This window comes from Frigoribacterium sp. 9N, assembly GCF_902506305.1.
GTDB lineage: Bacteria > Actinomycetota > Actinomycetes > Actinomycetales > Microbacteriaceae > Frigoribacterium.
In genome coordinates this window covers 2,037,865-2,062,875 of record NZ_LR733392.1, presented here as the reverse complement: position 1 = coordinate 2,062,875, position 25,011 = coordinate 2,037,865, and the positions used below count along the sequence as shown (strand labels likewise).

Annotated in this window: 26 protein-coding genes and 1 tRNA gene; 16 read left to right on the top strand and 11 right to left on the bottom strand. The window is 67.5% G+C overall.

The annotated features are described in order from the left end of the window. Nucleotides 1-9 precede the first annotated feature (9 nt). The 11 genes from ARTHRO9V_RS12710 (at nucleotide 10) to ARTHRO9V_RS12660 (ending at nucleotide 9,441) form a co-directional block, all read left to right on the top strand. Complete coding sequence (locus tag ARTHRO9V_RS12710) at nucleotides 10-498, top strand: hypothetical protein (protein ID WP_159827701.1); 489 nt, start codon at nucleotides 10-12, stop codon at nucleotides 496-498. 152 nt (nucleotides 499-650) lie between these two features. Further along, nucleotides 651-851, top strand: a complete 201-nt coding sequence (locus ARTHRO9V_RS12705) for an excisionase family DNA-binding protein (protein WP_159827698.1) — start codon at nucleotides 651-653, stop codon at nucleotides 849-851. A gap of 218 nt (nucleotides 852-1,069) precedes the next feature. Further along, nucleotides 1,070-3,088, top strand: coding sequence for an AAA family ATPase (locus ARTHRO9V_RS12700; RefSeq protein WP_159827695.1), 2,019 nt, complete (start codon nucleotides 1,070-1,072; stop codon nucleotides 3,086-3,088). A 391-nt stretch (nucleotides 3,089-3,479) separates the two neighbouring features. Next, nucleotides 3,480-3,734, top strand: a complete 255-nt coding sequence (locus ARTHRO9V_RS12695) for a hypothetical protein (RefSeq protein WP_159827692.1) — start codon at nucleotides 3,480-3,482, stop codon at nucleotides 3,732-3,734. Next, the gene (locus ARTHRO9V_RS12690; RefSeq protein ID WP_159827689.1) at nucleotides 3,727-4,281 is read left to right on the top strand and encodes an HGGxSTG domain-containing protein; all 555 of its coding nucleotides are present in this window, start codon (nucleotides 3,727-3,729) and stop codon (nucleotides 4,279-4,281) included. The genes ARTHRO9V_RS12695 and ARTHRO9V_RS12690 overlap by 8 nt, the downstream gene beginning before the upstream one ends. 206 nt (nucleotides 4,282-4,487) lie before the next feature. Continuing rightward, nucleotides 4,488-4,655, top strand: a complete 168-nt coding sequence (locus tag ARTHRO9V_RS12685) for a hypothetical protein (protein ID WP_159827686.1) — start codon at nucleotides 4,488-4,490, stop codon at nucleotides 4,653-4,655. Nucleotides 4,656-4,672: 17 nt separating this feature from the next. Then, a complete protein-coding gene (locus ARTHRO9V_RS12680) occupies nucleotides 4,673-5,308 on the top strand; it encodes a recombinase family protein (RefSeq protein ID WP_159827683.1) in 636 nt (211 codons plus the stop codon). Then, nucleotides 5,305-5,547, top strand: a complete 243-nt coding sequence (locus ARTHRO9V_RS12675; protein WP_159827680.1) for a hypothetical protein — start codon at nucleotides 5,305-5,307, stop codon at nucleotides 5,545-5,547. Before ARTHRO9V_RS12680 ends, ARTHRO9V_RS12675 begins: the two co-directional genes overlap by 4 nt. Next, a complete protein-coding gene (locus ARTHRO9V_RS12670) occupies nucleotides 5,547-6,683 on the top strand; it encodes a site-specific integrase (protein ID WP_159827677.1) in 1,137 nt (378 codons plus the stop codon). Before ARTHRO9V_RS12675 ends, ARTHRO9V_RS12670 begins: the two co-directional genes overlap by 1 nt. Before the next feature lie 83 nt (nucleotides 6,684-6,766). Next, nucleotides 6,767-8,017, top strand: a complete 1,251-nt coding sequence (locus ARTHRO9V_RS12665) for a DNA sulfur modification protein DndB (RefSeq protein ID WP_159827674.1) — start codon at nucleotides 6,767-6,769, stop codon at nucleotides 8,015-8,017. Further along, entirely contained in the window at nucleotides 8,014-9,441 is a 1,428-nt protein-coding gene (locus ARTHRO9V_RS12660; protein ID WP_159827671.1) for a hypothetical protein, read from the top strand. The genes ARTHRO9V_RS12665 and ARTHRO9V_RS12660 overlap by 4 nt, the downstream gene beginning before the upstream one ends. Before the next feature lie 69 nt (nucleotides 9,442-9,510). Here ARTHRO9V_RS12660 and ARTHRO9V_RS12655 read toward each other — a convergent pair. Beyond that, nucleotides 9,511-9,583, bottom strand: a tRNA-Lys gene (locus ARTHRO9V_RS12655). 158 nt (nucleotides 9,584-9,741) lie between these two features. On the opposite strand from ARTHRO9V_RS12655, the gene ARTHRO9V_RS12650 reads away from it, so the two are divergent. The 3 genes from ARTHRO9V_RS12650 to ARTHRO9V_RS12640 all read left to right on the top strand — a co-directional run bounded on the left by ARTHRO9V_RS12650 (nucleotide 9,742) and on the right by ARTHRO9V_RS12640 (nucleotide 12,706). Beyond that, on the top strand, nucleotides 9,742-10,371 hold the full coding sequence (locus tag ARTHRO9V_RS12650; protein ID WP_055977451.1) for a hypothetical protein: 630 nt from the start codon (nucleotides 9,742-9,744) through the stop codon (nucleotides 10,369-10,371). Between the two features lie 797 nt (nucleotides 10,372-11,168). After that, a complete protein-coding gene (locus ARTHRO9V_RS12645) occupies nucleotides 11,169-11,765 on the top strand; it encodes a sigma-70 family RNA polymerase sigma factor (protein WP_056043251.1) in 597 nt (198 codons plus the stop codon). Continuing rightward, a complete protein-coding gene (locus tag ARTHRO9V_RS12640; RefSeq protein WP_056043248.1) occupies nucleotides 11,762-12,706 on the top strand; it encodes an anti-sigma factor domain-containing protein in 945 nt (314 codons plus the stop codon). The genes ARTHRO9V_RS12645 and ARTHRO9V_RS12640 overlap by 4 nt, the downstream gene beginning before the upstream one ends. Nucleotides 12,707-12,821: 115 nt before the next feature. Here ARTHRO9V_RS12640 and pstB read toward each other — a convergent pair whose 3' ends face one another. The 10 genes from pstB to ARTHRO9V_RS12590 form a co-directional block, all read right to left on the bottom strand. Continuing rightward, a complete protein-coding gene (gene pstB, locus ARTHRO9V_RS12635; protein WP_043597259.1) occupies nucleotides 12,822-13,601 on the bottom strand; it encodes a phosphate ABC transporter ATP-binding protein PstB in 780 nt (259 codons plus the stop codon). A gap of 64 nt (nucleotides 13,602-13,665) precedes the next feature. Beyond that, nucleotides 13,666-14,760, bottom strand: coding sequence for a phosphate ABC transporter permease PstA (pstA, locus tag ARTHRO9V_RS12630; protein WP_159827668.1), 1,095 nt, complete (start codon nucleotides 14,758-14,760; stop codon nucleotides 13,666-13,668). Next, entirely contained in the window at nucleotides 14,760-15,722 is a 963-nt protein-coding gene (gene pstC / locus ARTHRO9V_RS12625) for a phosphate ABC transporter permease subunit PstC (RefSeq protein WP_054146878.1), read from the bottom strand. The genes pstA and pstC overlap by 1 nt, the downstream gene beginning before the upstream one ends. A gap of 142 nt (nucleotides 15,723-15,864) precedes the next feature. Continuing rightward, nucleotides 15,865-16,965 (bottom strand): phosphate ABC transporter substrate-binding protein PstS, encoded by a 1,101-nt coding sequence (locus ARTHRO9V_RS12620; RefSeq protein ID WP_370516202.1) that lies wholly within the window; start codon nucleotides 16,963-16,965, stop codon nucleotides 15,865-15,867. A gap of 226 nt (nucleotides 16,966-17,191) precedes the next feature. Then, the gene (locus ARTHRO9V_RS12615; protein WP_056043236.1) at nucleotides 17,192-18,133 is read right to left on the bottom strand and encodes an NUDIX hydrolase; all 942 of its coding nucleotides are present in this window, start codon (nucleotides 18,131-18,133) and stop codon (nucleotides 17,192-17,194) included. Further along, nucleotides 18,130-20,301 (bottom strand): RNA degradosome polyphosphate kinase, encoded by a 2,172-nt coding sequence (locus ARTHRO9V_RS12610; RefSeq protein WP_056043235.1) that lies wholly within the window; start codon nucleotides 20,299-20,301, stop codon nucleotides 18,130-18,132. Before ARTHRO9V_RS12610 ends, ARTHRO9V_RS12615 begins: the two co-directional genes overlap by 4 nt. A 153-nt stretch (nucleotides 20,302-20,454) precedes the next feature. Continuing rightward, a complete protein-coding gene (locus ARTHRO9V_RS12605; RefSeq protein WP_123355311.1) occupies nucleotides 20,455-20,673 on the bottom strand; it encodes a hypothetical protein in 219 nt (72 codons plus the stop codon). Nucleotides 20,674-20,815: 142 nt separating this feature from the next. Then, a complete protein-coding gene (locus tag ARTHRO9V_RS12600) occupies nucleotides 20,816-22,153 on the bottom strand; it encodes a proline-rich domain-containing protein (protein WP_159827665.1) in 1,338 nt (445 codons plus the stop codon). Between the two features lie 93 nt (nucleotides 22,154-22,246). Further along, the gene (gene mshD, locus ARTHRO9V_RS12595; protein ID WP_159827662.1) at nucleotides 22,247-23,077 is read right to left on the bottom strand and encodes a mycothiol synthase; all 831 of its coding nucleotides are present in this window, start codon (nucleotides 23,075-23,077) and stop codon (nucleotides 22,247-22,249) included. A 13-nt stretch (nucleotides 23,078-23,090) separates the two neighbouring features. Continuing rightward, the gene (locus ARTHRO9V_RS12590) at nucleotides 23,091-23,771 is read right to left on the bottom strand and encodes a winged helix-turn-helix domain-containing protein (protein WP_056043227.1); all 681 of its coding nucleotides are present in this window, start codon (nucleotides 23,769-23,771) and stop codon (nucleotides 23,091-23,093) included. Nucleotides 23,772-23,884: 113 nt separating this feature from the next. Between ARTHRO9V_RS12590 and ARTHRO9V_RS12585 the strand changes: the two genes are divergently transcribed. Together ARTHRO9V_RS12585 and ARTHRO9V_RS12580 are read left to right on the top strand one after the other, a co-directional pair. Continuing rightward, entirely contained in the window at nucleotides 23,885-24,175 is a 291-nt protein-coding gene (locus ARTHRO9V_RS12585) for a hypothetical protein (RefSeq protein ID WP_056043223.1), read from the top strand. Nucleotides 24,176-24,377: 202 nt separating this feature from the next. Beyond that, complete coding sequence (locus ARTHRO9V_RS12580; RefSeq protein WP_043597230.1) at nucleotides 24,378-25,001, top strand: FABP family protein; 624 nt, start codon at nucleotides 24,378-24,380, stop codon at nucleotides 24,999-25,001. The last annotated feature ends 10 nt before the right edge of the window (nucleotides 25,002-25,011 follow it).

Here is a 25,011-nt window from a genome sequence, read left to right as displayed (position 1 = left end):
AGGTGCCTCATGAACAAGGCAATTTTACCTCGCGACCCCATCGTTACGCTTTACCGCTTCTGGGAACGAGCTGCCCAACCCGCGGAGCCGGACTTATTACTCAGCCCGGACGAGAGTCCGGTGCGGTGGTTGACGAACACGCAGATTGGCTGTCTCCGCGTACTCGCCCCCGAGTCGGGTTTGCGGGAGCCGGCCAGGCTATCCCTCGTCGGGGAGGCGGCTTTGCGCGTCGGCGTCTGGAAGTTGGACGGGCGACTCGAACAGGCCACCGGCTGGGACCTCGCGAGAGAGTTGCAGGGCTTTTACTGGCCTCGCAGTCACGGGGCCGTCCGTCCGTTGCGCGGTCTCGATCTGCTGCGTCGAATTGACGAGACCAGCTCGCAGCACGGTGTCCGGATTGCCCTTGACAAGGGTGGTCAGCATCGACTCGGTGAGCTCTGCCGCGGCTTGCTGCTGCCGACCGAGGCGCGCCAGCGCGGAAGCCTGCTTCGGGCGTAAGGTAATCGCTAACGGGAGTTAGCTCCTGACCCACAATTGAACAAAACATATGTACCGGAAGGACCGGTCGATGCGCCGCCACAAACAAGTGGCCGGAATCGACAGGTCCTTTTTCTGTGTCTGTTCCGGCCCCCACCGGAAGGAACATGAGCATGGACAATCCCACCTACTACACCTACAAGACCGCACCGGAGTCGCCTGCATTGCGGGGGCTCGGCATCTCCACGAGACAGCTGCAGCGCGCCGTGCATCTTGGGCGCTTGACGTATATCAAGCCCGGGACCCAGGTGCTGTTCTCGGATGACCACCTCCGAGACTGGATCGAACGATCCACCGTCTTGGCAGTGCGATAGGCGGACCAGCGCATGACAAGAAAATTGCAGCGCGCTTGGCTCTATGTAGGTGTTGAGGCTGGCTGCCAAGTCGAGCCCTTTGAGATTGCAAAACGACGCCCCGCTCGACAAGCTGCGGACAGGCACCGTCCTTCTGCCGCATCCTCAGACGAGCCCCGGTCGTAAACATGGGCGCCTCACGAACAGTCCAACGACTCCGCCGCTACGACCCTGCCGAAGTGCGAGCTGTCTTCGAGCCTTGGCACAAGGGAGAAGAAACCGGAGACGGCGAACAGCGCATGTTCTGCCCTGTCTGCGAAGACCCCGCGACCTCCAACAGTCCTTCGGCGTCGATGAACGCAGAGAAGGGCGTCTGGAACTGCCTGACGGGCGACCACGAGGGCTCGATCTACAGCCTTGTACAAGCGCTGCGGTTGCGAGATCGCTTCGATCGACCTGCAGCAGTCGAAACTTCTAAGCCTGAAGCAGTCTCGCAGCGACCCCTCCCTGATCAGGAGGCCCCGCACAAGTACGCCCGCGCGCTCCAGGGCAACAAGGCGCGGCTCGCGTGGGTATCGAGAGAGCGCGGCATTACGGCCGACTCTCTAGCTCGTGCCGAGGTCGGTCTTAGGGCTAATGCCTTCGTCTTCCCTGTGCAGGTCGCCGGGGAGTATGTGCAGACCAAGTCCATTCGATATCGAGATGGAAAGAAGGAGAGGCCGTATCAGACGAACGGGGCCAAGGCTCGCCTGTGGCCCGAGCAGTGGATCGCTGAGCGCCCCGACGTGCCGGTGCTGTTGTGCGAGGGCGAATGGGACGCCGTCTTGGCGGACCAGCACAGCAATGGCCTCTACGTGGCTGTCACTGGCACGTCTGGGGCGAAGTCTGCTCCCCGGGACTTGTCACTCCTCCGTGGGCGCGAGGTGTTCGTCGCGTACGACCTGGACGACGCTGGCCGCGCAGGAGCCAAGAAGGTCCAGGCCGCTCTCGAGAAGGCGGGGGCGAGGGCGTACGTTCTCGACCTCTCCCGGGTGGGCGTGCCAGCTAGCCAAGACAAGGCCGACGTCAGCGACTACTTCCACAAGTACAACGGGTCCGCTGCGGCGCTGCTGACGGAGTTTGACCGTCTCCGCCGGGAGCAGCCGGACGGCGATCGCGGGGAGCGGGTCCAGGACGCCTACGAGAACATGTCTGTCCAGCGTGAGGCGCGGTCGCTCCTCAACGCCGAGGGGTGGGAGCCACCGTCGTTGGGCGGGTCGCTAGCTGACCAGCTCGCGGAAGAACCGATACCCGTCGAGTGGCACATCCCCCAGCTCGCTTTCGTTGGCGGAAACGTCGTCGTGGTGGCTGCGGCGAAGTCGGGCAAGACGGTCCTGATGCTCAACGTCCTGCACTCCCTCGTATCGGGCGACCCGCTGTTCGGACACTTTGAGGCTCGGCCCGTGCCCGCGGGGCGAAGCGTGGCTTGGTGGAACGCCGAACTCACGCAGCCGCAAGCTGTCGACTGGCTGCGGGCAATGGACTTTTCGAGGGCAGGCGACTTCCACCCCTTGCACTTGCGCGGCTACGCGATGCCCTTTGACGTTCCGCAGGTCGAGGACTGGGCGGTGGAGTGGCTACGCGAACGCAAGGTCATGGTCTGGGCCATCGACCCTAAGTCCGCCCTGTTCAGTGGTGAAGAGAACTCCAACACCGAGAACGGGGAATGGCTGAAGGCTATCGACCGCATCAAGCGTCGCGCGGGTGTCGAGACGGTGTTCCTCGTCCACCACGCCTCGGACAGCCCGGACACGGACGACGCCGACGAGGAAGCGCCGCGCCTTTTGCGGGGGCGAGGTGCTACCCGGCTGGAAGGTTGGGCCGACGTGTTGTGGTCCTATCAGGGGCGGTTCGACAGCCCCCGCTACCTGTCCGCGCTCGGGCGAGACGTCGACATGGAACCGTTCGGGGGTCTGCACATGAACCCCAGCACACGCATGCTTCGCTGGAACGGCAGCCGAGCAACCCCGTCGCAGGACCGTCGCCACAAGCTCATGCTTGCCGCGATCGACGCGCTGAAGAAGGCGGACGGGCCGCTGAAGGCGAACGAGCTGCAGTCGCGTCTTACCGGGAAGATCTCCGCGAAGCGGGCAGCCCTCGAATACGGAGTTGAACGCGGCTACATCCTCAAGGCTCCCGGTCCCGGTAACTCGACGCTCTACGAAGTCGGCGAGCCCTTGCCTGCAAAGCACAAGCTCACTGAATCGACCTCGGAATGAGTAGTGCGATCCCATGCGATCTGAATCGAACCCACCCACCGGGATCGCACTGGGGAGAGTGTGTGCCTCCCCGTAGGGGAACACACTCACCGCGAGACACGCCTGCCCAGCAAGCACAGGGCAAGCCCCGGGGATCGCACTGCCCTCCGCGGTACGGGCGAAACCGGGCAAGAGGGCCAGCGCATAGCGGTTGTTCCGATCCGGACTCGACCGCTGGTGCAGGAACGCCAACTGTCCAACTTCGGCGGGGCGACCCCTTACACAAACGGACCCTATACATGTCGCGGTCCGGGGTGTGGGGAGAGGTGGTTTGCCTCTGACGCGCAGCCGCAGCCTCGCCCCGGCGGAAGCCCAAAACCCAGCACGAACCACTCCAAACAAAGGAATTGCAATGCTCAACAACACTTACGACTTTGAAACCAGCGTCCTGATCGGGACCGCCGCAGCCATGGAAGCTGTCGATGCGGCTTGGGCAAACTTGCCGAATCCACCCCTGTCGAAAAATGAGTTCCTTCTAGCTGCCCTGACTCAAGGTGCCGCCCTCGCAACGGCCATCCGCGACGTGCCCCAAGAAACACGACGGGCACAGGTTGAAGCCATTGCGGCTGGGTTGCCCTTCGCCAGCGAGGAGCAGCCCAATGACTAAGCGCATCGCCCGCAGGGCACCCGAGGAGAAGGTCTATTGCACGGCTCGACGTCGGAGCGGCGAGCCTTGCCGCAACGCCCCGATGCTTGGATCCAGTGTTTGCCGCCTCCATGGTGGTGCCGCGCCGCAGGTTCGCCGTGCGGCGCAGATGCGCATCCTCGAAGCCAGCGACAAGGCCGCGGCCCGGCTGGTGGAGATGATGCAAGACAAGACCATCCCGCCCGCAATTCAGCTCGCAGCAGCCCGCGACCTCCTGGACCGTGCAGGGCTCGTCGGCAAGCAGGAAATCGAGCTGGACGTCCGGCTGCATAAGTTCGAGCAGGTCGCCCTCGACATCCTGGTCGACGTCGACAGGGCCGATCCGCTCGACGCTCTCGGAGAGGTCGACGACAACATCATCGACGCCGAGGTCGTGGAAGAAGACGAGGCCGAGGAAGACGCCGCCATGGAGCGCCGCGACGCAGCGCGCCGTCGGCGTATCGCCAAGGGCAAGACCCCATCCGGGGCAGAAACCCCGAGCGTGACCCGAGCGAGGACGCGACGATGACCCGCGGCTGCCACGCGCTGGCCCAGCGTTGGGGCGTCTGCCAACGAGCCTGCCGATCTGGGAGAGCTACCCATCCCGACCGATTCTCGCCCAGCAGCAGCCAAGCTCCCGAGCGTGTTGCCATCCCAACTGATATGGAGTTCTCTTCCCGTTCGAGGCTGAAACGGACGTTTCCGCCTTCCGCCTGGAACCGAAGGGACCAAATCATGACAGTTGCAGAGCTGATCAACCTGCTCGGAGAGTTCGACCCGGACACCCGCGTGCGCTTCGAAGTCGTGGCCGGCACGGACGGCCGGACTACCGGTCTGCGCGAGGACGACGGCGACGCCGTGCTGACTCTGGCGCGCAACGCCCAGCCGGAGGCGGACCGATGACGGGGGAGCGGCAGCACATGGTCGGGTACGTGCGCGTCTCGACAGAAGAGCAGGAGCGTTCGGGATTGGGCGTGGAAGCGCAGCGTGAGGCGATCCTGAGTGAAGCCGACCGGCGCGGCTGGACGGTTGAGCTGATGGAAGACCTCGGCTGCTCGGGCAAGCACGTCAACCCGCGCCTGCGCCACGCCCTCGACCTGCTCAGTTCGGGACAGTTCGACGGTCTGGTGGTCGCTAAGCTGGACCGCCTGGCCCGCAGCGTGCGGCACGCGAGCGCCATCATCGAGGACGCTCAGACCCGCGGGTGGACTCTGACCGTGTTGGACAACGCCCTCGACCTCACGACGCCGGGCGGACGGGCCATGGCGAACATGCTCGCGACCTTCGCCGAGCTGGAGCGCGACCTCATCTCGACGCGCACGAAGGAGGCGCTTGCGGCCCGCAAAGCGCGCGGCCTGGTGAACGGGCGACAGAGCGCGATCCCTGCGGGCCTGCTCAGGCGCATCGTCCTGGCTCGCGAGGAGGGCGCGTCCTTCGCGCAGATCGCGGCAGGCCTGACCGCCGAGCGCCACCTGACGCCGACGGGGCTGGCAACCTGGCATGAGTCCACCGTCCGCCGTGCCTACGCCGCAGCGGACAGGGCGGTGAGCGCATGACCGACTTGGACCTCTACCCCAAGACAAAGGCTGTTCCGGCTGGCACGCTCCGAGCCGGCCACGTGGTTGTGGAGTCGCACGGCTACCCCGCTGTAGTGGTGCGTGTGGCCTACGGTGCACAAACGACGCGCTGGGTCACCGTGTACTGCCGGTACATCTGGCAGGGCTCGCAAGAGCTGGCCTGGATTCTCGGGGGCAGCAAGCTCCTCAACAGCACACCCGTGGACAGGGCCGTCTAATGGCTCACGTCAGGGAAGTAGAGCGCAAGGGCGGCCGGGCGTATGAGGTGCGGTGGAGAGCAGGTGACCGGTTCAAGCAGCGCTCCTTCACCGTGCGCCGCGAGGCCGACCGCTTCGCGCTGAAGGTCGAGTCCGAGCTAGCCGAGGGCAACACCACAGAGCTGCTGGTGAAGAACAGCCGGACCTTGCGCCAGGTTGTGGAGGCGTCCCTCGCCGCGACCAAGCCGGAGCTGAAGCCCCGCACCTACAACGGCTACGTGTCCATCTACGACAACCGCATCCTGCCGAAGTTTGGCGCTCGGAAGATCGGCACCCTGACCCGCGCAGACGTGCAGGGGTGGGTAGCTGAGTTGCACGGAGACGGCCTGGCCTCGGCGACGGTGCACCGGCATTACGTTGCCTTGAAGAAGGTCATGCGCTACGCCTTGGACGACCGGCTCATCAGCTACAACCCGTGCGACGGGGTCCGGCTCCCGAAAAGCCACGACGCAGGCGGCTTCCAGCCCGTGTTCCTTGCAGCCACGCAGGTGGAGGCGCTCGCCGCAGAGCTGGACAAGCAGGAGCCCTACGGACTGCTGGTGCGGTTCACGGCGTACACCGGCCTCCGCGCAGCCGAGCTGACAGGCCTACGCATCCGCGACCTCAACCTCAAGGCCGGGCACGTAGAGGTACGGCAGACCTTGCAGCACATCAAGGGGGAGTGGGTCGTCGGGACGCCGAAGTCCGCCCGCTCTACCCGCAACGTGCCGCTCGTCAGCCGAGCCCTGGTGGCCGATCTACGCGCGTACCTTGTGACGCACCCGCACTCGGGTGACCCTGACGCTCTGGTGTGGCCAGGCCGCAACCCTGGATCGCACGCGGTCACCTACGAGCGCGTGTTCGACGTGGCCAGCTTCCGTCGCAACTACCTCAAGCCCGCGCTGCGCAGCTTGAAGATGGACGACGGGATGCGTTTCCACGACCTGCGCCACACGTTCGCGTCGCTGATGCTCGCAGCGCAGTTCCCGCCCTACGAGGTGAGCCGGTGGATGGGGCACGCCAACCTCGCCACGACGGACACCATCTACGCCCACCTCTACCCGAGCGACTACTCGGCCCACCTAGACCGGTTCGATGCTTTTCTGAAAGTTAAGTGATCCGTCAAGATCGAGTCTTGACAAACAAAGTTTTAATCGTCATTCTAGATCTTGTTCAGTTCGACAAGATCTAGGAGGCACCCATGGAAGTAACTGGCTACGACCCCAACGAGACGTTCTTCGCGACTCGGTACAAGCAAGGGGGGAGGACGGTCTACTCGATCGATCTCTCCCTGACTCAGATCTCGGCGCTGATTCCTGCGCCTTCGTCGGAGCGGGCAAATGAAGGCAATCGCCAGGTAAAGGAGTCGCATGCGCGAGCCTTCGGCGACTACGTCCGCACTGAACAGAACTGGGTAGCCCCCGCGCTGGTGCTCCGCGCCCCAGACATCTTCGAGTTCGAGGTGCGGGAAACCGTGGGTGGTACCGAGTTCGGTGTCCTCGCGTTCCCGAAGCACGCGAAGGACGACCTCAAGATTCTGGACGGGCAGCACCGCATTCTTGGCATCCACCTGGCGATCCAGAGCATCGGGGCTGAGCTTGAAAAGACGAGGTCTACCCTGGCTGCGTCCAAGAGGAACGAAGAGTCGCCCGCAGTCATTGAGGACATTCAGCGGCGCATCGAGGCCCTGCTCAAGCAGCGAGAACGTTTCTCGCTTGAGCGCACGACGCTCCAGATCTTCGTAGAGGACGACTCGGTTGCCTACAAGCAGATGTTCTTCGACATCGCAGACAATGCTCTCGGCATCAGCTCATCGGTGAAAGCGCGCTTCGACAGCCGCAAGGTCGTGAACCGCAGCCTGGAAGAAGTCATGAACCACGCTCTTCTCAAGGGCCGTGTCGATCTTGAGCAGGACCGGATCGGACGGACGAATCCGAATCTCATCGGCGCCAAACAGGTCGGGGAGATTGTCCGCACTCTTGCCGTAGGCCTGGAGGGGCGCATCGGTCGCAGGCTCGAGGACGAGCTGAGCGAAGCCGAGCTGGTCGAAAAAACTAACGACTTTCTTGACGTTCTGCTGAACGCGTTCCCACCCCTCGCCGCAGTTGCGGACGGAGAGCTGAGCCCGGAAGAGCTTCGTCGTTCCAGCATGCTTGGTTCGCTGGTTGTCCTTCGCGTACTCGCGGGCGTGCATGCAGACCTCAAAAGCGCTCGCCACAAGTTGGACGACGAGGAGATCGCAGAATTCTTCAACAGCCTTGCGCCCCACTTCGAGGGCCCGGCCAGTGAAGACAGCATCTGGGTGCAGCACGTCCCGAACGACGTCTTCATCCCAGGCTCCTACGGCCCCCGGAGCCGCCGCCAGGACCTCAAACAGCTTCGCGACAGCCTCGTTGACTGGGCCGTTCGTGAGCCCTCGTGGCTCAAGAGCCCGGGGGAGGTGCAGGCATGAGCGCGCTTACGCCGCTTGGCGTTCCCGCAGGGGACTTGTCGCGCACTATCGATACCTACGAGTCCGTGATGTTGGCCAAGGCGCATGAGATGGGTTTGCCAAGTGCTGGAGTTCTCGTCGAAGTAGGGCGTCGCGTCACGGTGCTCAACAACCTTGACGACGCGCTGGCGCAACTTCCCGCCGAAAAACGAGCGACGTCCATGTACTTGTCGAAGTTCATGTTCGCTGTCGGAGCGGGCCTCTTTGACGCCGCCCTCAACTATCTGTGGGACGAGACCATCACGGAGTTGCGGAAGCGCATCGTCAACTACGACCTCAGTTACTTCTTTGACCTCGCCGTCACCTCGCCCGAAAAGCGGAAAGATTTGAAGGGCCCTGACGACCTGGCCAAAATCACTGACGACGAGCTCATCCGGGCTGCGGCGGCCATTGGTTTTATCTCGCAGCTAGGTCAGGCGCAGCTGGATTTGGTGCGGCACATGCGGAACCACGCGAGCGCTGCGCATCCGAACCAGCATGAGCTTGGGTCGTTTGCTCTCTTGTCGTTCGCTGAGACGTGCGTCAAGGAAGTCATCATGCTCCCGGAATCGCCGACGATGGTGGCGACATCTCGGCTCCTGGCCAACGTCAAGCAAGCCACGGTGTCGGCCGAAGAGGCGGCAAGTTTTGCCCCGCTCTTCGCAGGATTGCGGCGAGATCAGACGGACGCCCTTGCCAATGGGCTCTTTGGGATCTACGTGTCGACTACGTCGGCCCCGCAGCACCGCGACAACGTGCGCGAGCTGTTGACCTACCTGTGGCCTCACGTCGCCCCCGAAGTGCGGGCCAACTTCGGTGTTCGATACGCCCGCTACAAGGCAAACCTTGATCAGGCCCAAGCGGCCTTCGCGCGCGAGTTCCTGGACGCAGTGGGCGGTTCGGTGTACCTGCCGGACGACATTCGTATCAGCGAGTTGGACGGACTGATTGATCAGCTCGGACGGGTGCACGATGAGTGGGACAACTTCTATCACGAGCCGCCTGTAGCTCGGAAGATCCAAGACTTCATCGGTGATCAGCCGGTACCTCTGGGGGTTCGGGAGAAGTACATCCGGGTTCTCACCACCGTGTATTTGGGCCGAAAGAGCGGCATTGCTCTCGCTGCCATGCCCACCTATCAGGCTCTCATTCGAAACTTCACGCCTGACGAAGCAGCTCTCGCGCTTCTCGAGGTGACGGGCCCGAACCACTCCGCAATTTTGAGCTTCGACACCCCTCAGCTTCACTTCACCGAGTACTTCGACATGCTCAGGCCCAAGCTCATTGGCATCCCTGCCATTGCTCTCCGTGATCTCGTTTCGTCGTTCACCGGCCCCAAGGAAAAGTTCCACCTAGATGCCCAAATCGACAAGGCGCGTAGTGCTCTGACGAGCCACTTGAGCTAGGAGGGGTTTTAGAGGGGTTCAGATCTGCGGACGAACGCCGGACCACATCGGGCCCCTCTAAAACACAGGTGGGCCCCGTGGGGCTCGAACCCACGACCCGCGGATTAAAAGTCCGATGCTCTACCAACTGAGCTAGAGGCCCGTGCGCGTCCACTTTACGGGATGCCGCGCCTCCTGGCCGCCAGGCCGACCCGCGCCTCCTCGGTGTCGACGGGCGTCGACGGGTGCGCCCGGTGCAGGCGGTGGTGCCGTGGGCGAACGCCCGGCTCGGTGTCGGTGGTCGCGCCTATCGTGGGTCCGGTGCCGAGACCATTCCACCGCCCCACCCAGTTCTCGGGGTCCGAGTTCGAAGCCTTCCAGGGCGGAGACGACCCCGCGACGATGAACCGCGTCGCCCACGAGTCGGCCTCGGCCCTCGTCGCGCGCGTCAAGCACGACCCGAGCCCCGAGATCCTCGACCGACTCGTCACCTTCACCGACCAGCACGGCATCGACGCGGTCGCCGAGCTCTGGGCCCGGGCCAGTCCCCACAGCCTGCCGGGCGCCCTCTGGCGCATCTACCTCGTGCGGGCCGTCATCCGGCAGAACCCGGTCGAGGTCACCCAGCTCTTCGAGCGCGGGGTCGAGGTCGCCACCACGATCGACCCGGTCGTCGCGGGTGCGCCCGCTCCGGCGAGCCCGGAAGAGATCCTCGAACTCGCCGACCTGATCCTCCGCGGGGTCTTCGTCGGGGACTTCGCCATCGCGCTCGAGCGGGGTGCCGCGTTCTGCCGCCTCGCCGCTGCCGGCGCCACCTCGGTCGCCGACGACCAGGACGCCGTCGGGTCCGACCGCGCGGGCGAACTCACCCGTCGGGCCCTGCGCTTCAGCGAGCTCGGGGTCGACCTCGTCGCCTGCGCCCACCTGTGGCGCGACGACAGCCTCGACTGAACGCCGCCGCCAGCGCCGCGCGGGCGGGCCTGCGCCGCGCTGCGGGAGGGCGGCACGGCCGAGGGCGACCGCTGACGGCCGACCGCCCCCCGCTCGACACGCGCGGACCCGCCTCGCGTTCGCACGACGCGAACTGGGCGGACCGCTCGGCCCGAGGCGGGTAAAGTCTTCCCTGTCGGGCCGCAGTAACCCCGGGCTCCAAATTTAGCCGCTTCGAGCGGCCTCGCGCCGAGAGGCGTTTCTGCGGTCCGGCGCCTCTTCCTCCCGAGGTGGGTCCTCGGTCGAGAGCCGACGTGACGACCGACCGTCGGCCTCCTCCCCGCCGGCACCGCGCCTCCTCGGCTCGTCGGTTCGGGTACGTCGGGAGCAGGCGACGGCGTCTGGCGATCGCTGGGTGACGGTGAGCGACGCGTCGGGGCGAACCCGTCGGCTCCTGGACGGCTGTCGGTCCGCCCCTCTCGGGTTCGACACCCGGGGTCCGGCCGGGCACCACGAGCGTGCCGGGATGTTCACCCAATCCGGCGGGCCCCCCGTGCCGAATCATTGACGTGAGGGATCCACGATCCCCCGCCGACACCCGTCCTCCCTTGGTTTCGGGCGTCGGCGGGCTGGTCTCCCTGCGATGCACCGGGCCTGAACGCCATCCCAGACGGACGCATCGCAGGGAGTCCCGTCCGCACCACGAACACACCGCACCACGAACACACCGCACCACGAACACACCGCACCACATCACGATCCGCCCCGGATCGTGACCCACGACCCGACGAACAGTGCGACCGGAGGTGAACCCTGACATGCTCGAACTCGTGACCCGAGAGACAGAGACACCCGAGAGCGGGCCTGCTCCGTCGACCCCCGACATGTTGTTGCCGCGGGTCGCGCAGGGTGATCAGGCCGCTTTCGCCGAGCTGTACGACCAGACGGCGCCCCGCGTGCTGGGTCTGATCAAGCGCCTCCTGAAAGACCACGCCCAGTCCGAAGAGGTGGCCCAAGAGGTCTTCCTCGAGATCTGGCAGAACGCCACGCGCTTCGACTCCACCCGGGGCAGCGCCGCCAGCTGGATGCTCACGATGGCGCACCGACGAGCCGTCGACCGCATCCGCGCCTCCCAGGCCGGCCGCGATCGCGACCTCAAGATCGGCGTGCGCGACCTCGAGACCGACTTCGACTCGGTCACCGAGTCCGTCGAGATCCGCATCGAGCACGAGCGGGTCGAGCGGGCCCTCGGACGCCTCACCGAACTGCAACGGCAGGCGGTGAAGCTCGCCTACTACGGCGGCCTCAGCCACAGCGAGGTCGCGAAACTGTTGGACGTGCCGATCGGCACGGTCAAGACCAGACTGCGCGACGGCATGATCCGTCTGCGCGACGAGATGGGGGTGGCTTCGTGACCGACCACGACGAGCCCACGCACGGCCGCCACGCGGACGACGCGGGCACCACGAGAACCGACACCGACAACCTGTCCGGCGCCTACGTGCTCAACGCACTGAGCGACGACGAACGACACGCGTTCGAGGCACTCCTCGACGACACATCAGACCAGCACGACGACACCAGGACGGAGGTGGCCGAATTGAGAGAGACCGCATTGTTGCTCGCTCACGCGGCCCGGCCCGTCACCCCGTCGGCCGGGCTCCGCGCAAGCGTGCTCGACCTCATCGCGTCGACGCCGCAGCTCGCGCCGCTCACGGCGACGGCGGCACCGACGAGCCCCACGGCAGACCATGACATCGCGACGACCGCAGGAGGCGCGGGTGACGACGACCACGCACGTCGCGTCGAGCGCACCCCCGCCCCCGAGATGGAGCCGAGCGAATCCGAGGGTGCTCGCGTCCTCACGCCGACCGGAGCCGCGCACCGTCGTTGGTTCACGCGCCCCGTCGCCGTCCTCGGGGCGGCCGCCGCGGCCGCCGCGCTCTTCTTCGGCGGTGGAGCCCTCGTCGAGGGCCTCGGTCAGTCCGGCCAGCAGCAGGAACAGCAGGCCTCGGGCATCGACGAGATCTACGCCGCGAGCGACTTCCAACGCTCGGTGGCCGACGTCAGCACCGGCGGCAAGGCGACGCTCATCTGGTCGGACGAGCTCGGTCGCTCGGCCGTCGTCGTGGACGGGATGACCTCGCTGCCCGGCGACCAGACCTACGAGCTCTGGTACATCAACGATGACGGCGCCGTCCCCGCGGGTACCTTCGACGCTTCGTCGAGCGCCCCGGCCACGCACCTGCTCAAGGGTGAGATGAACGCGGGCGACACGATCGGCATCACGGTCGAGCCGGCGGGAGGCTCGTCCTCGCCGACCAGCGACCCGGTCGTCGCCATCCCCAGCGCCTGACCCGTCGCCACGCCAGAAGAGGCGGTCCACCACGTGGTGGACCGCCTCTTCTCGTGTGCCCCTCGCGGACACGCGTCGTGCGGGTGCGCCTCACCCCGAGGAGGCGCGGCGCCGATCAGCCGAAGCGTCCCGACACGTAGTCTTCCGTGGCCTGCACGCTCGGGTTCGAGAACATCTTCGCGGTGTCGTCGTACTCGATGAGTTTGCCGGGCTTGCCGGTGCCCGCGATGTTGAAGAACGCGGTCTTGTCGCTGACGCGGCTGGCCTGCTGCATGTTGTGGGTCACGATGACGATCGTGTACTGCTGCTTGAGCTCCTCGATGAGGTCCTCGATGGCGAGCGTCGAGATCGGGTCGAGGGCCGAGCAGGGCTCGTCCATCAGCACGACGTCGGGGGAGACCGCGATGGCGCGCGCGATGCAGAGGCGCTGCTGCTGACCACCCGAGAGGCCCGAGCCGGGCTTGTCGAGGCGGTCCTTGACCTCGTTCCAGAGGTTCGCGCCCTGCAGCGACGACTCGACGAGGCCGTCCTGGTCGCTCTTCGACATGCGACGGTTGTTGAGCTTGACGCCCGCGAGCACGTTGTCGCGGATGCTCATCGTCGGGAACGGGTTGGGGCGCTGGAACACCATGCCGACCTGTCGACGGACCAGGACGGGGTCGACGCCGGGGCTGTAGAGGTCGTTGCCGTCGATCAGCACCTCGCCCTCGACGTAGGCACCGGGGATGACCTCGTGCATGCGGTTCAGCGTGCGCAGGAAGGTCGACTTGCCACAGCCGGACGGGCCGATGAACGCGGTGACCGTGCGGGGCTCGATGGTGATGTTGACGTCTTCGACAGCCTTGAACTTGCTGTAGTAGACGTTGAGGTCGTTGACCTCGATGCGCTTGGACACGGTGATTCCTTCGGGGTGGGAGCCGGGCGGGAGCCGGGACGGGGTGTGGGTCGGGGCGGCCGGGTCAGCGGCCGAGCTTGGGGGCGAACACGCGGGCGATCAGGCGGGCCAGCAGGTTCAGCGCCATGACCATCAGGATCAGGGTGAGGGCGGAGGTCCAGGCCCGGTCGATGAAGGCCGCCGCGTCGGTGCCCTGGCTGACGTACGAGCTGTAGGCGAACACCGGCAGCGACTGCATGCGACCGTCGAAGAGGTTGTAGTTCATGCTCGCGGTGAAGCCGGCCGTGATCAAGAGCGGAGCGGTCTCGCCGATGATGCGCGCGATGGCCAGCATGACGCCGGTCGTGATGCCCGCGACCGAGGTGGGGATGACCACCTTGACGATGGTCAGCCACTTCGGGACGCCGAGGGCGTAGGCCGCTTCTCGCAACTCGTTCGGCACGAGCTTCAGCATCTCTTCCGTGCTGCGCACCACCACGGGGATCATCAGGACGGCGAGGGCCACGGAGCCGGCCGCGCCCATGCGGACCCCTTCGCCGAAGAAGATCACGAACAGGGCGTAGGCGAACAGGCCGGCGACGATCGAGGGGATGCCCGTCATGACGTCGACGAAGAACGTGATGGCGCGGGCCAGGCGGCCCTGACCGTACTCGACGAGGTAGATGGCGGTCAGCAGGCCGATCGGCACCGAGATGACGGCGGCCAGCGCCGTGATCAGCAGGGTGCCGGTGATGGCGTGCAGACCACCGCCGCCGGCTCCGACGACGTTGCGCATCGACATCGCGAAGAAGTCGGCGTCGAACCGGTTGGAGCCCGACGTGACGACGGTGAAGAGCAAGGAGACCAGCGGAACCAGCGCGATGATGAACGCCGCACTGACGGCGGTCGTGACGACGCGGTCCTTCGCACGGCGGATGCCCTCGATCTGCATCGCGACGACGAAGACGAGCACGGCGTAGAGCACGGTGCCGAGGATGATCGCCCCGACCCAGTTGAAGGACTCGGTGACGCCCGCCGCGTTCAGGAGGGCGAAGACGACGCCCATGACGACCCAGCTGCCGAGCAGGATGACGAGGGGCGCGGCCTTGGGCAGGCGCCCCGTCGTGAGGGCGTTGACCGTGCGGGTGGACCGGCGCACGCCGGCGGTGGTGGTGGCCATCAGTTCGCTCCCGAGAAGGCCTTGCGGCGGTTGATGACGTAGCGGGCGATCGAGTTGACGATCAGGGTGATGACGAACAGCACGAGGCCGGTCGCGATGAGGGTGTTGATGCCGATGTCGTGCGCCTCGGGGAACCGGAGGGCGATGTTCGCCGCGATGGTCGAGGAGTTCGTCGACGTCAGGATCGCGGGGTTGATGACGAGGGCCGGCGAGAGCACGAGCGCCACCGCCATGGTCTCGCCCAGGGCACGACCGAGGCCGAGCATCGCGGACGAGATGACTCCGGGGCGACCGAACGGCAGCACGGCGATCTGGATCATCTCCCAGCGGGTGGCGCCGAGGGCGAGGGCGGCCTCTTCGTGCAGTACCGGCGTCTGGAGGAAGACCTCACGACTCAAGGCGGTGATGATCGGCAGGATCATCACGGCGAGCACGATCGAGGCGGTCAAGAGGGTGCGACCGGTGCCCGAGACCGGGCCGGCGAAGAGCGGGAACCAGCCGAACGTGCTGACCAGCCAGTCGTAGAAGGGCTGGATCGCGGGGGCGAGCACGATGCTGCCCCACAGGCCGAAGACGACCGACGGCACGGCGGCCAGGAGGTCGATCACGTAGCCGAGCCCCTGGGCGAGCTTGCGGGGGGCGTAGTGCGAGATGAAGAGGGCGATGCCGATGGCGACGGGGAGGGCCATCAGCAGGGCGAGCGCGGCGGCGTAGACCGTGCCGAACGCCAGCGGTCCGACGTACTCCCAGAACGAACCGGGGTAACCCGAGAGCGAGACGTCCTCGGGAGCGGCCGTGAGGGCCGGGATGCTCTGCACGATGAGGAAGAGCGCGACGGCCGCGAGGATCGCGAGGATGAGACCACCGGCGACGACCGTGCTGCCCGAGAAGATCCGGTCGGCAGGACGTCGCTTGGGCTTCGGGACGACGGCGGGGGCCGAGGTCGTGGCGGGGGCGGTCATCGGACGGGGTCCTCCGGAGGCTCGGGTGGGGTTCGGGGACGAACACGGGTGCTGGTGCTGGTGCTGGTGCTGGTGGTGCCTGTCAGGCCGACGGCCCGGGAACGCACGCGGTGCGTTCCCGGGCCCCCGGGGTGGTGCCGTGTTACTTGATGAGCGCGATGGCGTCGGCGACCTGACCCGAGAGGGTGCTCGAGATCGGGGCCGAACCGGCGGCGTCGGCCGCGACCTTCTGGCCGTCCTCGCTGGTGACGTACGAGAGGTACGCCTTCACGAGCTCGCCCTTGGCGGCGTCCTCGTAGGACTCGCAGGCGATCAGGTAGCTGACCAGGACGATCGGGTAGACGCCTGCGGCGCTCGAGGTGCGGTCGAGCTCGATGGCGATGTCGCCGTCGGTGCGACCCTCTTCTTCGGGCGACTCGTCGACGATGGCGGCTGCGGCCTCGGCCGAGTAGCCGACGAAGTCGTCGCCGACCTTGACCTTGGCGACGCCGAGGTCACCGGCGCGCGAGGCGTCGGCGTAGCCGATGGTGCCGGTGCCGTTGGTGACGGCGTCGATCACGCCGGTGGTGCCCGAGGCGCCCTCGCCGCCGAACGCGGTCGGCCAGGTGCCGTCGGCCTCTTCGGTCCAGGTGTCGCCCGCCGTGGCGTGCAGGTAGTCGGTGAAGTTCTCGGTGGTGCCCGAGTCGTCCGAGCGGTGGACGGCCGTGATGCCCGTGCTGGGCAGGTCGGCGTCGGGGTTGTCGGCCTTGATCTCGGAGGCGTCCCAGGTGGTGATCTTGCCGCTGAAGATGCCGGCGAGGGTGGCGGGCGTGAGGTTGAGCTCCTTCACGCCGTCGAGGTTGAAGACGACCGCGATGGGCGAGACGTAGGCGGGCAGTTCGATGATGCCGGTGTCGGGCGTGCAGCCGGCGAAGGTGCTCGACGAGATCTCGTCGGTCTTGAACGCACGGTCGGAGCCGGCGAAGTCCGCGGCGCCCGAGATGAAGCTCTCACGGCCGCCACCCGAACCCTGCGGGTCGTAGTTGATCGTGACGTCGGGGTTGGCGGTCTGGAAGCCCGCGACCCAGGCCTCCTGCGCAGCCTGCTGCGACGAGGCGCCGATGCCCGAGATGGAGCCGGAGAGGTCGCTGGCCGATGCGTCGCCCGAGGGCGAAGCGCCGCCTTCGTTGCTGGCGCAGGACGCGAGGAGCATGGTTCCGACCGCGGCGATCGCGACGATGCTGCCGGTGCGCTTGAAGTTCACAGGGGGGTCCTTTTCGGGATGTGATGGCTGGGTGCTGTGGGCCAGGTGCCGACCCGTGCGAGACGCTACGGCGACGGGTTAACCACGGTCGCCTGCCCCGGTGAACGGAAGGTGAACGAGGGGGGAACATCGGCCCGGACAGGCGCGTCCGGACGGCGGTCGACCCCGGCCCGGTGCGGGCGGGGGTCGACCGTCTCGGCGTCGCGGCGAGCCGAGGAGGCGCGGGTCAGGCGGCCGGGCCGTGCGTCTCGATCGCGACGAGCGCCGTGTCGTCGACCGAGACGTGCAGCACCGTGAACTCGGCCGTGCCGAGCGACGAGGCACGGCGCAGGTCGATGCGGTCGCCGCCCTTGGTGCCCAACGAGATCTGTCGGATGACCTCGGGCAGCACCGGGCCGTGGCTGCAGATGACGGCCGCGGCCTTCTTCTTGAGGCGTTTCTTGACGACGCCGGCGACGTCGTCCGTGCCCTGCTCGAAGGCGTCCTGGCTGATCGCGTCGGTCTGCTTGACGCCGACCCGGGTCAGCTCGGAGAGGGGCTCGAGGGTGGCCAGGCACCGCGCCGCCGTGCTGCTGACGATGCGGGTGGGGGCCCAGGCGGCGATGACGGGGGCGACCGACCTCGCTTGGCGGCGGCCCTGGGGCAGCAGGGGGCGCGTGGCGTCCGAGCCGTGCCAGTCGGACGGCGAGGTCGTCTTGGCGTGGCGCAGGGCCACGATCGGGAAGGTGCGGGCCGTGCCCGTCGCCACCCGGTCGGCGAAGCGCTGCAGCACGTCGGCGTCGCGGGCGTAGGTCAGCATGGCCTTCGCCTTCTCGATGCCGACCCACTCGATGGCCGCGACCTCGTGGTTGGGCGTGAACGTCCCGGCCGCGGCGAAGGACTCGTCGGTCACCTCGGCGGACCAGTAGTGCACCACCTTGTCGCGACCGCCGGGCAGCAGGTACTCGGCCGTGCCGAGCGGGGCGCCCAGCGTCACCCGGTAGCCCGTCTCTTCGTGGATCTCGCGCACGGCCGTCTGCGGCGTCGCCTCGCCCGGGTCGACCTTGCCCTTCGGCAGCGAGACGTCGCCGTGGTGGTCGCGGTGGATCAGCAGCACCCGGACCTTGCCGTCGACCAGCCGCCAGCAGACGGCACCCGCGGCGACGACCGTCGTCGAGGTGATGGTCATCGCTTGGAGCGCTTCCGCTGCGTGATGGCCTTCATCTGGGCGTTCTGCAGATCGGTCAGCGAGCGGCCGTCGGCGTCACGCGCGTGGCGGGTCCAGGTGCCGTCGGCCTCGAGCCACCACGAGGCGGTCTCGTCCGACATCGCCTGCTCGAACAGGTCAGCGACCTCGGCGAGGTGGTCGGCCTGCGTCAGGCGCACCAGGGCCTCGACGCGACGGTCGAGGTTGCGGTGCATCATGTCGGCGCTCCCGATGAAGACCTGCGGGTCGCCGTCGTTGAGGAACCAGAACAGACGGCTGTGCTCGAGGTACCGCCCGAGGATCGACCGCACCCGGATGTTCTCGCTCAGGCCCGGCTCGCCCGGCTTGATGGTGCAGATGCCGCGTACCCAGACGTCGACGGGCACCCCCGCCTGGCTCGCCTTGTAGAGGGCGTCGATGATCTGCTCGTCGACGATGGAGTTGATCTTGATGCGGATGCCGGCGGGTCGGCCGGCCTGGGCGTTCTCGATCTCGTTCTGGATCTGCTTGAGCAGACCTCGGCGGAGGTAGCGGGGAGCCACGAGCAGCCGCTTGAACTTCTTCTCGATCGCGTAGCCCGACAGTTCGTTGAACAGGCGCGTCAGGTCTTTCCCGACCTGGTCGTCGGCGGTGAAGAGCCCCATGTCTTCGTAGATGCGGCTGGTCTTCGGGTTGTAGTTGCCCGTTCCGATGTGCGTGTAGTGCTTGAGCGTGCCCTTCTCCTGGCGGATGACCAGGGCGAGCTTGCAATGGGTCTTGAGCCCGACGAGGCCGTAGACGACGTGCACGCCGGCCTTCTCGAGCTTGCGGGCCCAGGTGATGTTGTTCTGTTCGTCGAACCGCGCCTTGACCTCGACCAGCGCGAGGACCTGCTTGCCCGCCTCGGCGGCGTCGATGAGCGCCTCGATGATCGGGCTGTCGCCGCTGGTGCGGTAGAGCGTCTGCTTGATGGCCAGCACGTTGGGGTCGGCCGCGGCCTGTTCGAGGAACGCCTGCACGCTGGTCGCGAACGACTCGTACGGGTGGTGCACGAGGATGTCCTGCCGGGCGATGCTCGCGAACATGTCGGGCTTCATGTTCGGCTCGGTCTGCTGCAGCTGCACGGCGGTGGTCGGCAGGTGCTTGGGGTACTTGAGGTCGGCCCGCGGCATCTTGGTGATCTCGAACAGGCCGGCCAGGTCGAGCGGGGCCGGCAGCTTGTAGACCTCTTGATCGGTCACGTCGAGTTCGCGCACGAGCAGCTCGAGCGTGACCGGGTCCATGTCGTCGGTGATCTCGAGACGGATCGGCGGACCGAACCGGCGGCGCAGCAACTCGCGCTCGAGGGCCTGGATGAGGTTCTCCGACTCGTCCTCGTCGACCTCGACGTCCTCGTTGCGGGTGACGCGGAACACGTGGTGCTCGACGACCTCCATGCCGGGGAAGAGGTCTTGCAGGTGGTTGGCGATCAAGTCCTCGAGGGGGATGAACCGCACGCGCCCGCTGTCGTTGTCGGGCAGCTGCACGAAGCGCGGCAGCATCTGCGGCACCTTGAGGCGCGCGAACTCCTGTCGCATCGTCTTGGGGTTGCGGACGCGGATGGACAGGTTCAGGGACAGCCCCGAGATGTAGGGGAAGGGGTGGGCCGGATCGACGGCCAGCGGCATGAGGACCGGGAAGATCTGCTCGGCGAAGATCTCGCGCATGCGGACCCGGTCGGCCTCTTCGAGGTCGGACCAGTTCTCGATGTGGATGCCCGCGTCGTCGAGGTCGGGCTTGACGAGGTCGAGGAACGCCCGGGCGTGGCGCTCTTGCAGCTCGTGGGCCTTCCGGTTGATGTCGGCCAGCACCTCGTTCGGCCCGCGCCCCACGTTGGTCGGCACGGCGAGGCCCGTCGCGATGCGGCGCTTGAGGCCGGCGACCCGCACCATGAAGAACTCGTCGAGGTTGCTCGCGAAGATCGCGAGGAAGTTGGCCCGTTCGAGCAGCGGCGTGGTCGGGTCCTCTGCGAGCTCGAGCACGCGCTGGTTGAACGCGAGCCAGCTCAGCTCGCGGTCGAGGTAGCGCTCGGCCGGCAGGGTGCCGTCCTCGAAGCTGACGATCTCGTCGAAGTCGTCGAGGAAGTCGGGGGTGACGCCGGCGCCGTCGACGCGGGGTTCGCTGCTGTCCATCGCACCATCGTGCCACCCCCGACCGCCTCGCAGCGTCGTCCCGGGTAAACGCGAGATGACGTGTGGACACCCGGCCGCGGGGGAGGAGCGGTCGAGGGGACGACGACGCCCCCACCGGGTGGGCGGGGGCGTCGTCGTGGGGAGGTCCTGCGGTTACTTCTCTTCGTTCTTCAGGGCGAGGCCCAGGGCGAAGAAGGTCGGCGCCCAGTGGCCGATGAAGATGCCCCAGCGGTCGGACTGCGCCTTGTCGGACGAGTCCTTGCCCTGCGAGGCGAGCCAGGCCACGAGGGCGATGACGATCGAGGCGAAGCCGCCCCAGTAGGCGTGCTTGCTCTGGAGGCCGAGATCGGAAAGGAACTTGACGGGGTTCATGTTGTTCTCCTGACGATGGGATGCGTGCCTTGCGCGGTGCCTCAATCCACTCCCCGGTGCTGGGAGTGCGGTGGCAGGCCGGCTCTGACCCCAGGAGTATGCCTCGCCGCCCCGCTTCTGTACCCCGGTTGTACCCCTCGGGTCAGGTGAGCGGCGTGGCGACGCTCGAAGTGAACGTGGCGCCGTCGGCGGTCACGTCGCTGACGAGACCGCCCACCCGCACGGGCACCGGGGCGAGCGAGCCGTAGACGCCGCTGTTGCCCGCAGCGTCGACGCCCTGGGCGGTGAAGGAGGCCGAGCCCGGTGTCGTGGTGCTCACCGTCCACCCGCCGTCCTGCCAGTCGCCGACGGTGAACTGCGGCGCGGACTCGAGGGTCCACTTCTGGCCGGACAGCGTGTACCGACCGGACTCCGTGTCGTACAGGCCGAAGCTGCAGCCCTCCGGACGCAGGTCGGTCGAGGCGATGCAGCCCGCCACCCAGGCGTCGACGGCCGCGGTCGCCGCCTCGGTGCCGACGGGCGTGAGCGCGGTCGTGAGCAGGGTCGGTTGGGCGATGGCGTCGGCGCCTTCGACCACGGCGGTGGCGGCGGTCGCCGAGTACGACTCGTTCTCGGCGGCGAGGGCGACCTCGTAGCTGCCGGGGAAGGCCTTGAGGCTCACCGATCCGTCGGACCCCCGGGTCACGGGGGCCCCGTCGACGGCGATCTCCGCCGATGCCGGTCCGGCGACCTGCACCGAGACCGTGCCGAGGTCGACCGGCTGGAGCGCCCATCGGTCGAAGAAGAGCAGATCGCGCCCGTCGCGCACGAGCGTGAACTCCTGGGCGTGGGTCGACCCGTCGCCGCGGTGCACGACGGTCTCGACCTGCGCGTCGTCCCCGTCGGTCGAGACGGCACCCACCTGGAACCCGTCGACCCGGTCGCCGGCCGCGGCATAGGCCACGTCGGTCAGCAGCACGTCGCCCTTGGCGACCTCGGTGCCGTCGAGCGCGAGGGCGCGTTCGATCTCGCCGGCCTGGACGGCGCCGAGGTAGTCGCGGACGGTCGCCTCGGGCCGGTGGGAGGCGCTCATCGTGGCGAACGTCACGGCACCCGCCACGACCAGCACGAGCAGCAGGGCTGCTCCACCGATCAGGCCGATCAGCAGTCGTCGACGTCGTGCGGCCTCTTCGGGCGTCCTCGGTGCCGGGGGAGTCGGAGCCTGCGCGTACGCGAACTGCGAGGTCGGCTGGCCCGAGGCGTCGTACGGCTGCTGGTACGCCCCCTGCGGCTGTCCCTGGTCGCCCGGCTGCGGCGAGGAGCCGTAGAGCTGGTCCCCGTAGCCGTTCGCCTGGTGCGGGTTCCCCTCGGGCTGCTGCCCGTACGGCAGTCCCTGGTACGGGAACGCGGCGGGCTGCTCGTGGCCCCCGGCCGGTGCCCCGTCGTGCTGCGGCTCGTCGTGCCCCTGGTCGTCGCCGTCCGGTCTGGTCTGATCGGTCATGATGCCCCCTCGATCGCTGTCATCCGATCCGCAGCATATCGGTGGACCGGAGGGGCCCGCACCCCCCGAGGACGGGCCGTGCCCGGGCGGGGTTCAGCGGGTGAGGGTGTACTGCACGTCGACGGCGTGGTCCGTGAACCCGCGGGCCGCGTAGAGCCGGAGGGCGGCGGTGTTGTCCCCTTCGACGTACAGCGCCGCGGTGCCGGCACCGCGCTCGGCGAGGCGCGCGAACCCGGCGTCGACCACCGCGCCTCCGAGTCGTTCGCCCTGGTGGTCCGGCGAGACGCCGACCGCGTAGAACTCCCCCGGCTGACCCTCGTCGAGCTTCAGCCAGCAGAAGGCCAGCAGGTCGTCGCCGCGCCAGAGCAGGAGGAAGTCGTCGGCGTCGAACCACGACTCGGCCTGCCGGGCGTCGAGGTCCGCCTGGACGAGCGAGCCCTGCTCGGGGTGGTCGGCGAACGCGCGGGCGTTGAGGTCGAGCCAGGCCTCGTCGTCGACTCCCGGCCGGAACGAGGCGACCCGGTCGGCGTCGCGGAGGCGGGGCGCACGGGGTTCGGCGGGGACGTCGGCACGCTGTTGCAGCAGGCGACGGGTCTCGGCGAGGCCGAAGCGCGCGGCGAGCACGCGGGAGCCGGGGTGGTCACCGTGTGCCCAGAACAGCAGCGGGCCCTCGGTCTCGTCGACGAGTCGTTGCAGCAACTCGGCACCGCGACCCTGTCGGCGGTCGTCGGGATGCACGACGAGCTCGGCCTCGCCCTCGCGCAGCACCGCCGCGGCGTGCGCATCGCCGACGACGGTCGCGACGCCCGACCGGACGTCGACCAGGGTCTGGTCGGAGAACGGCGGGCTGCCGTCGGCCGTGGTGGCCGCTCGGGCGAGCGTGGGCACGAAGGAGGCGCCGGTCGCGTCGGCGGCGTCGGTCACCGCGACACCGTGCTCACGAGACGACCGCCTGGGCGTCGTCGTCGTAGACGTTGAACCGGTAGCCCACGTTGCGCACCGTGCCGATCAACGACTCGAGGTCGCCGAGCTTGGCCCGGAGTCGCCGGACGTGCACGTCGACCGTGCGCGTGCCGCCGAAGTAGTCGTAGCCCCAGACCTCGCTGAGCAGCTGTTCACGGGTGAAGACGCGGGAGGGATGCGTGGCGAAGAAGCGCAGCAGCTCGAACTCTTTGAAGGTGAGGTCGAGGGGGCGACCGTGCACCTTCGCCGAGTAGCTGGCCTCGTCGATGACGACACCGGAGGCGTGGATCTTCGAGCCGTTCTGCGACTGGGCGAGGCGACCGGTGACCAGTCGGATGCGGGCGTCGATCTCGGCGGGGCCGGCCGTCTCGAGGATGACGTCGTCGACGCCCCACTCGCTGTTGACGGCGGTCAGTCCGCCCTCGGTGAGCACCAGGACGAGCGGCACCGTGACGCCCGTGGTCCGCAGGATCTTGCAGAGCGACTTGGCGCTGGCGAGGTCGACGCGGGCGTCGACGAAGATCAGGTCGCTCGAGGGGGCGTTCACCAGTTGCGCGGGTTCGGCCGGGATCTGCCGGGTACGGTGGCTTAGCAGGGCGAGAGACGGCAGGACCTCGGGGCCGCCCGCAGACGTCAGTACCAAGAGCTGCGCCACACGACCTCCAGTGAATGTACTGTCGAGCAGTCTAAAACATGAGACCCCGCCACTCCGACCATCCGATGCTAGGGCAGGTCGGCAGAACGGCGGACACGAACGAGGGACGAACGGTGCAGACAGGCGAACGAGACGTCGACGCGACGACGGCACGGCTCAAGCCGATCACGGTCGTCCCGGTCTGGGCCGCCACGCTCGTCGTGGCCGTGCTGATCGGCCTGCGGTCGCCCGCCTCCGAGTACTGGGACCACGTCGTCCTGGCCCTCGGCGGGGCCATCGTCCTCACCTTCGTGCTGCAGCTCGCCACGAGCCAGAAGGACGGCCTGGTCTCGCGAACGATGCTCAGCACTTGCGGCAGCCTGGTGATCCTGGCCGTCGTGACGGGCGTCTTCGCACTCGTCTGAACGCCCGACCCCCGGCTCGTCTGAACGGTCGCCCCGAAGGGCTGGGCACGTCCGCGGTCGCCGGGTAGGCTCGACGGCATGGATTCCCTGCTCGCACTCGAGGTGTTCTACATCGGGCTCCTCGGCCTCGCCACCATCGCCATCGGCTTCGTCTCGGTCGTCGTCCTGCTCAAGTTGTTCAAGGGTCAGCGCTGACCGCTCCATGATCGACATCCCCACCGACCTGCCGTCCGAGCTCGTCCCCCTTTCCTGGTTGATCGGCGTCTGGCAGGGCACCGGCGTCGTCGACTACAAGATCGGCGAGGGCGACCCCGACTCCGAACCGGGCACCGAGCGTCGCACCCACGAGTTCGGGCAGCGCATCAGCTTCAGCCACGACGGCCTGCCCTTCCTCAACTACAGCTCGTTCACCTGGCTGCTCGACGACGAGCACACGCCACTGACGAGCGAGACGGGCTACTGGCGGCTCGAACGTCCGGCCGAGCCGGGTGACCGCGGCCCGGGCATGCTGCCCGGCGTCGGAGTCCAGCCCTTCACGTCGGCCCGGGCGGTCGAGATCCTCCGCACGCCCGACGACGGCTTCGGCCTCGAGGTGCAGATCGCCCACCCGACCGGCGTGAACGAGCTCTACCTCGGTCGGGTCAAGGGGCCGCGGATCGACCTCGCGACCGACGCCGTCGTCCGGTCGAGCAACGCGAAGGAGTACTCGGCGGCCACCCGCATGTACGGCCTCGTCGAGGGCAAGCTCTTCTGGGCGTGGGACATCGCGGCCCTCGGGCAAGAACTGCGCTCGCACGCATCCGGGCAGCTGGCGCGCGTTGACTGACGTCGCCGAC

Bases quoted from the DNA above. Each gene is read 5' to 3' on its own strand.
- ARTHRO9V_RS12710 (WP_159827701.1), top strand. From the start codon at position 10: ATGAACAAGGCAATTTTACCTCGCGACCCCATCGTTACGCTTTACCGC.
- ARTHRO9V_RS12705 (WP_159827698.1), top strand. From the start codon at position 651: ATGGACAATCCCACCTACTACACCTACAAGACCGCACCGGAGTCGCCT.
- ARTHRO9V_RS12695 (WP_159827692.1), top strand. From the start codon at position 3,480: ATGCTCAACAACACTTACGACTTTGAAACCAGCGTCCTGATCGGGACC.
- ARTHRO9V_RS12690 (WP_159827689.1), top strand. From the start codon at position 3,727: ATGACTAAGCGCATCGCCCGCAGGGCACCCGAGGAGAAGGTCTATTGC.
- ARTHRO9V_RS12685 (WP_159827686.1), top strand. From the start codon at position 4,488: ATGACAGTTGCAGAGCTGATCAACCTGCTCGGAGAGTTCGACCCGGAC.
- ARTHRO9V_RS12680 (WP_159827683.1), top strand. From the start codon at position 4,673: ATGGTCGGGTACGTGCGCGTCTCGACAGAAGAGCAGGAGCGTTCGGGA.
- ARTHRO9V_RS12675 (WP_159827680.1), top strand. From the start codon at position 5,305: ATGACCGACTTGGACCTCTACCCCAAGACAAAGGCTGTTCCGGCTGGC.
- ARTHRO9V_RS12670 (WP_159827677.1), top strand. From the start codon at position 5,547: ATGGCTCACGTCAGGGAAGTAGAGCGCAAGGGCGGCCGGGCGTATGAG.
- ARTHRO9V_RS12665 (WP_159827674.1), top strand. From the start codon at position 6,767: ATGGAAGTAACTGGCTACGACCCCAACGAGACGTTCTTCGCGACTCGG.
- ARTHRO9V_RS12660 (WP_159827671.1), top strand. From the start codon at position 8,014: ATGAGCGCGCTTACGCCGCTTGGCGTTCCCGCAGGGGACTTGTCGCGC.
- ARTHRO9V_RS12645 (WP_056043251.1), top strand. From the start codon at position 11,169: ATGCTCGAACTCGTGACCCGAGAGACAGAGACACCCGAGAGCGGGCCT.
- pstA (WP_159827668.1), bottom strand. From the start codon at position 14,760: ATGGCCACCACCACCGCCGGCGTGCGCCGGTCCACCCGCACGGTCAAC.
- pstC (WP_054146878.1), bottom strand. From the start codon at position 15,722: ATGACCGCCCCCGCCACGACCTCGGCCCCCGCCGTCGTCCCGAAGCCC.
- ARTHRO9V_RS12615 (WP_056043236.1), bottom strand. From the start codon at position 18,133: ATGACCATCACCTCGACGACGGTCGTCGCCGCGGGTGCCGTCTGCTGG.
- ARTHRO9V_RS12610 (WP_056043235.1), bottom strand. From the start codon at position 20,301: ATGGACAGCAGCGAACCCCGCGTCGACGGCGCCGGCGTCACCCCCGAC.
- ARTHRO9V_RS12605 (WP_123355311.1), bottom strand. From the start codon at position 20,673: ATGAACCCCGTCAAGTTCCTTTCCGATCTCGGCCTCCAGAGCAAGCAC.
- ARTHRO9V_RS12600 (WP_159827665.1), bottom strand. From the start codon at position 22,153: ATGACCGATCAGACCAGACCGGACGGCGACGACCAGGGGCACGACGAG.
- ARTHRO9V_RS12580 (WP_043597230.1), top strand. From the start codon at position 24,378: ATGATCGACATCCCCACCGACCTGCCGTCCGAGCTCGTCCCCCTTTCC.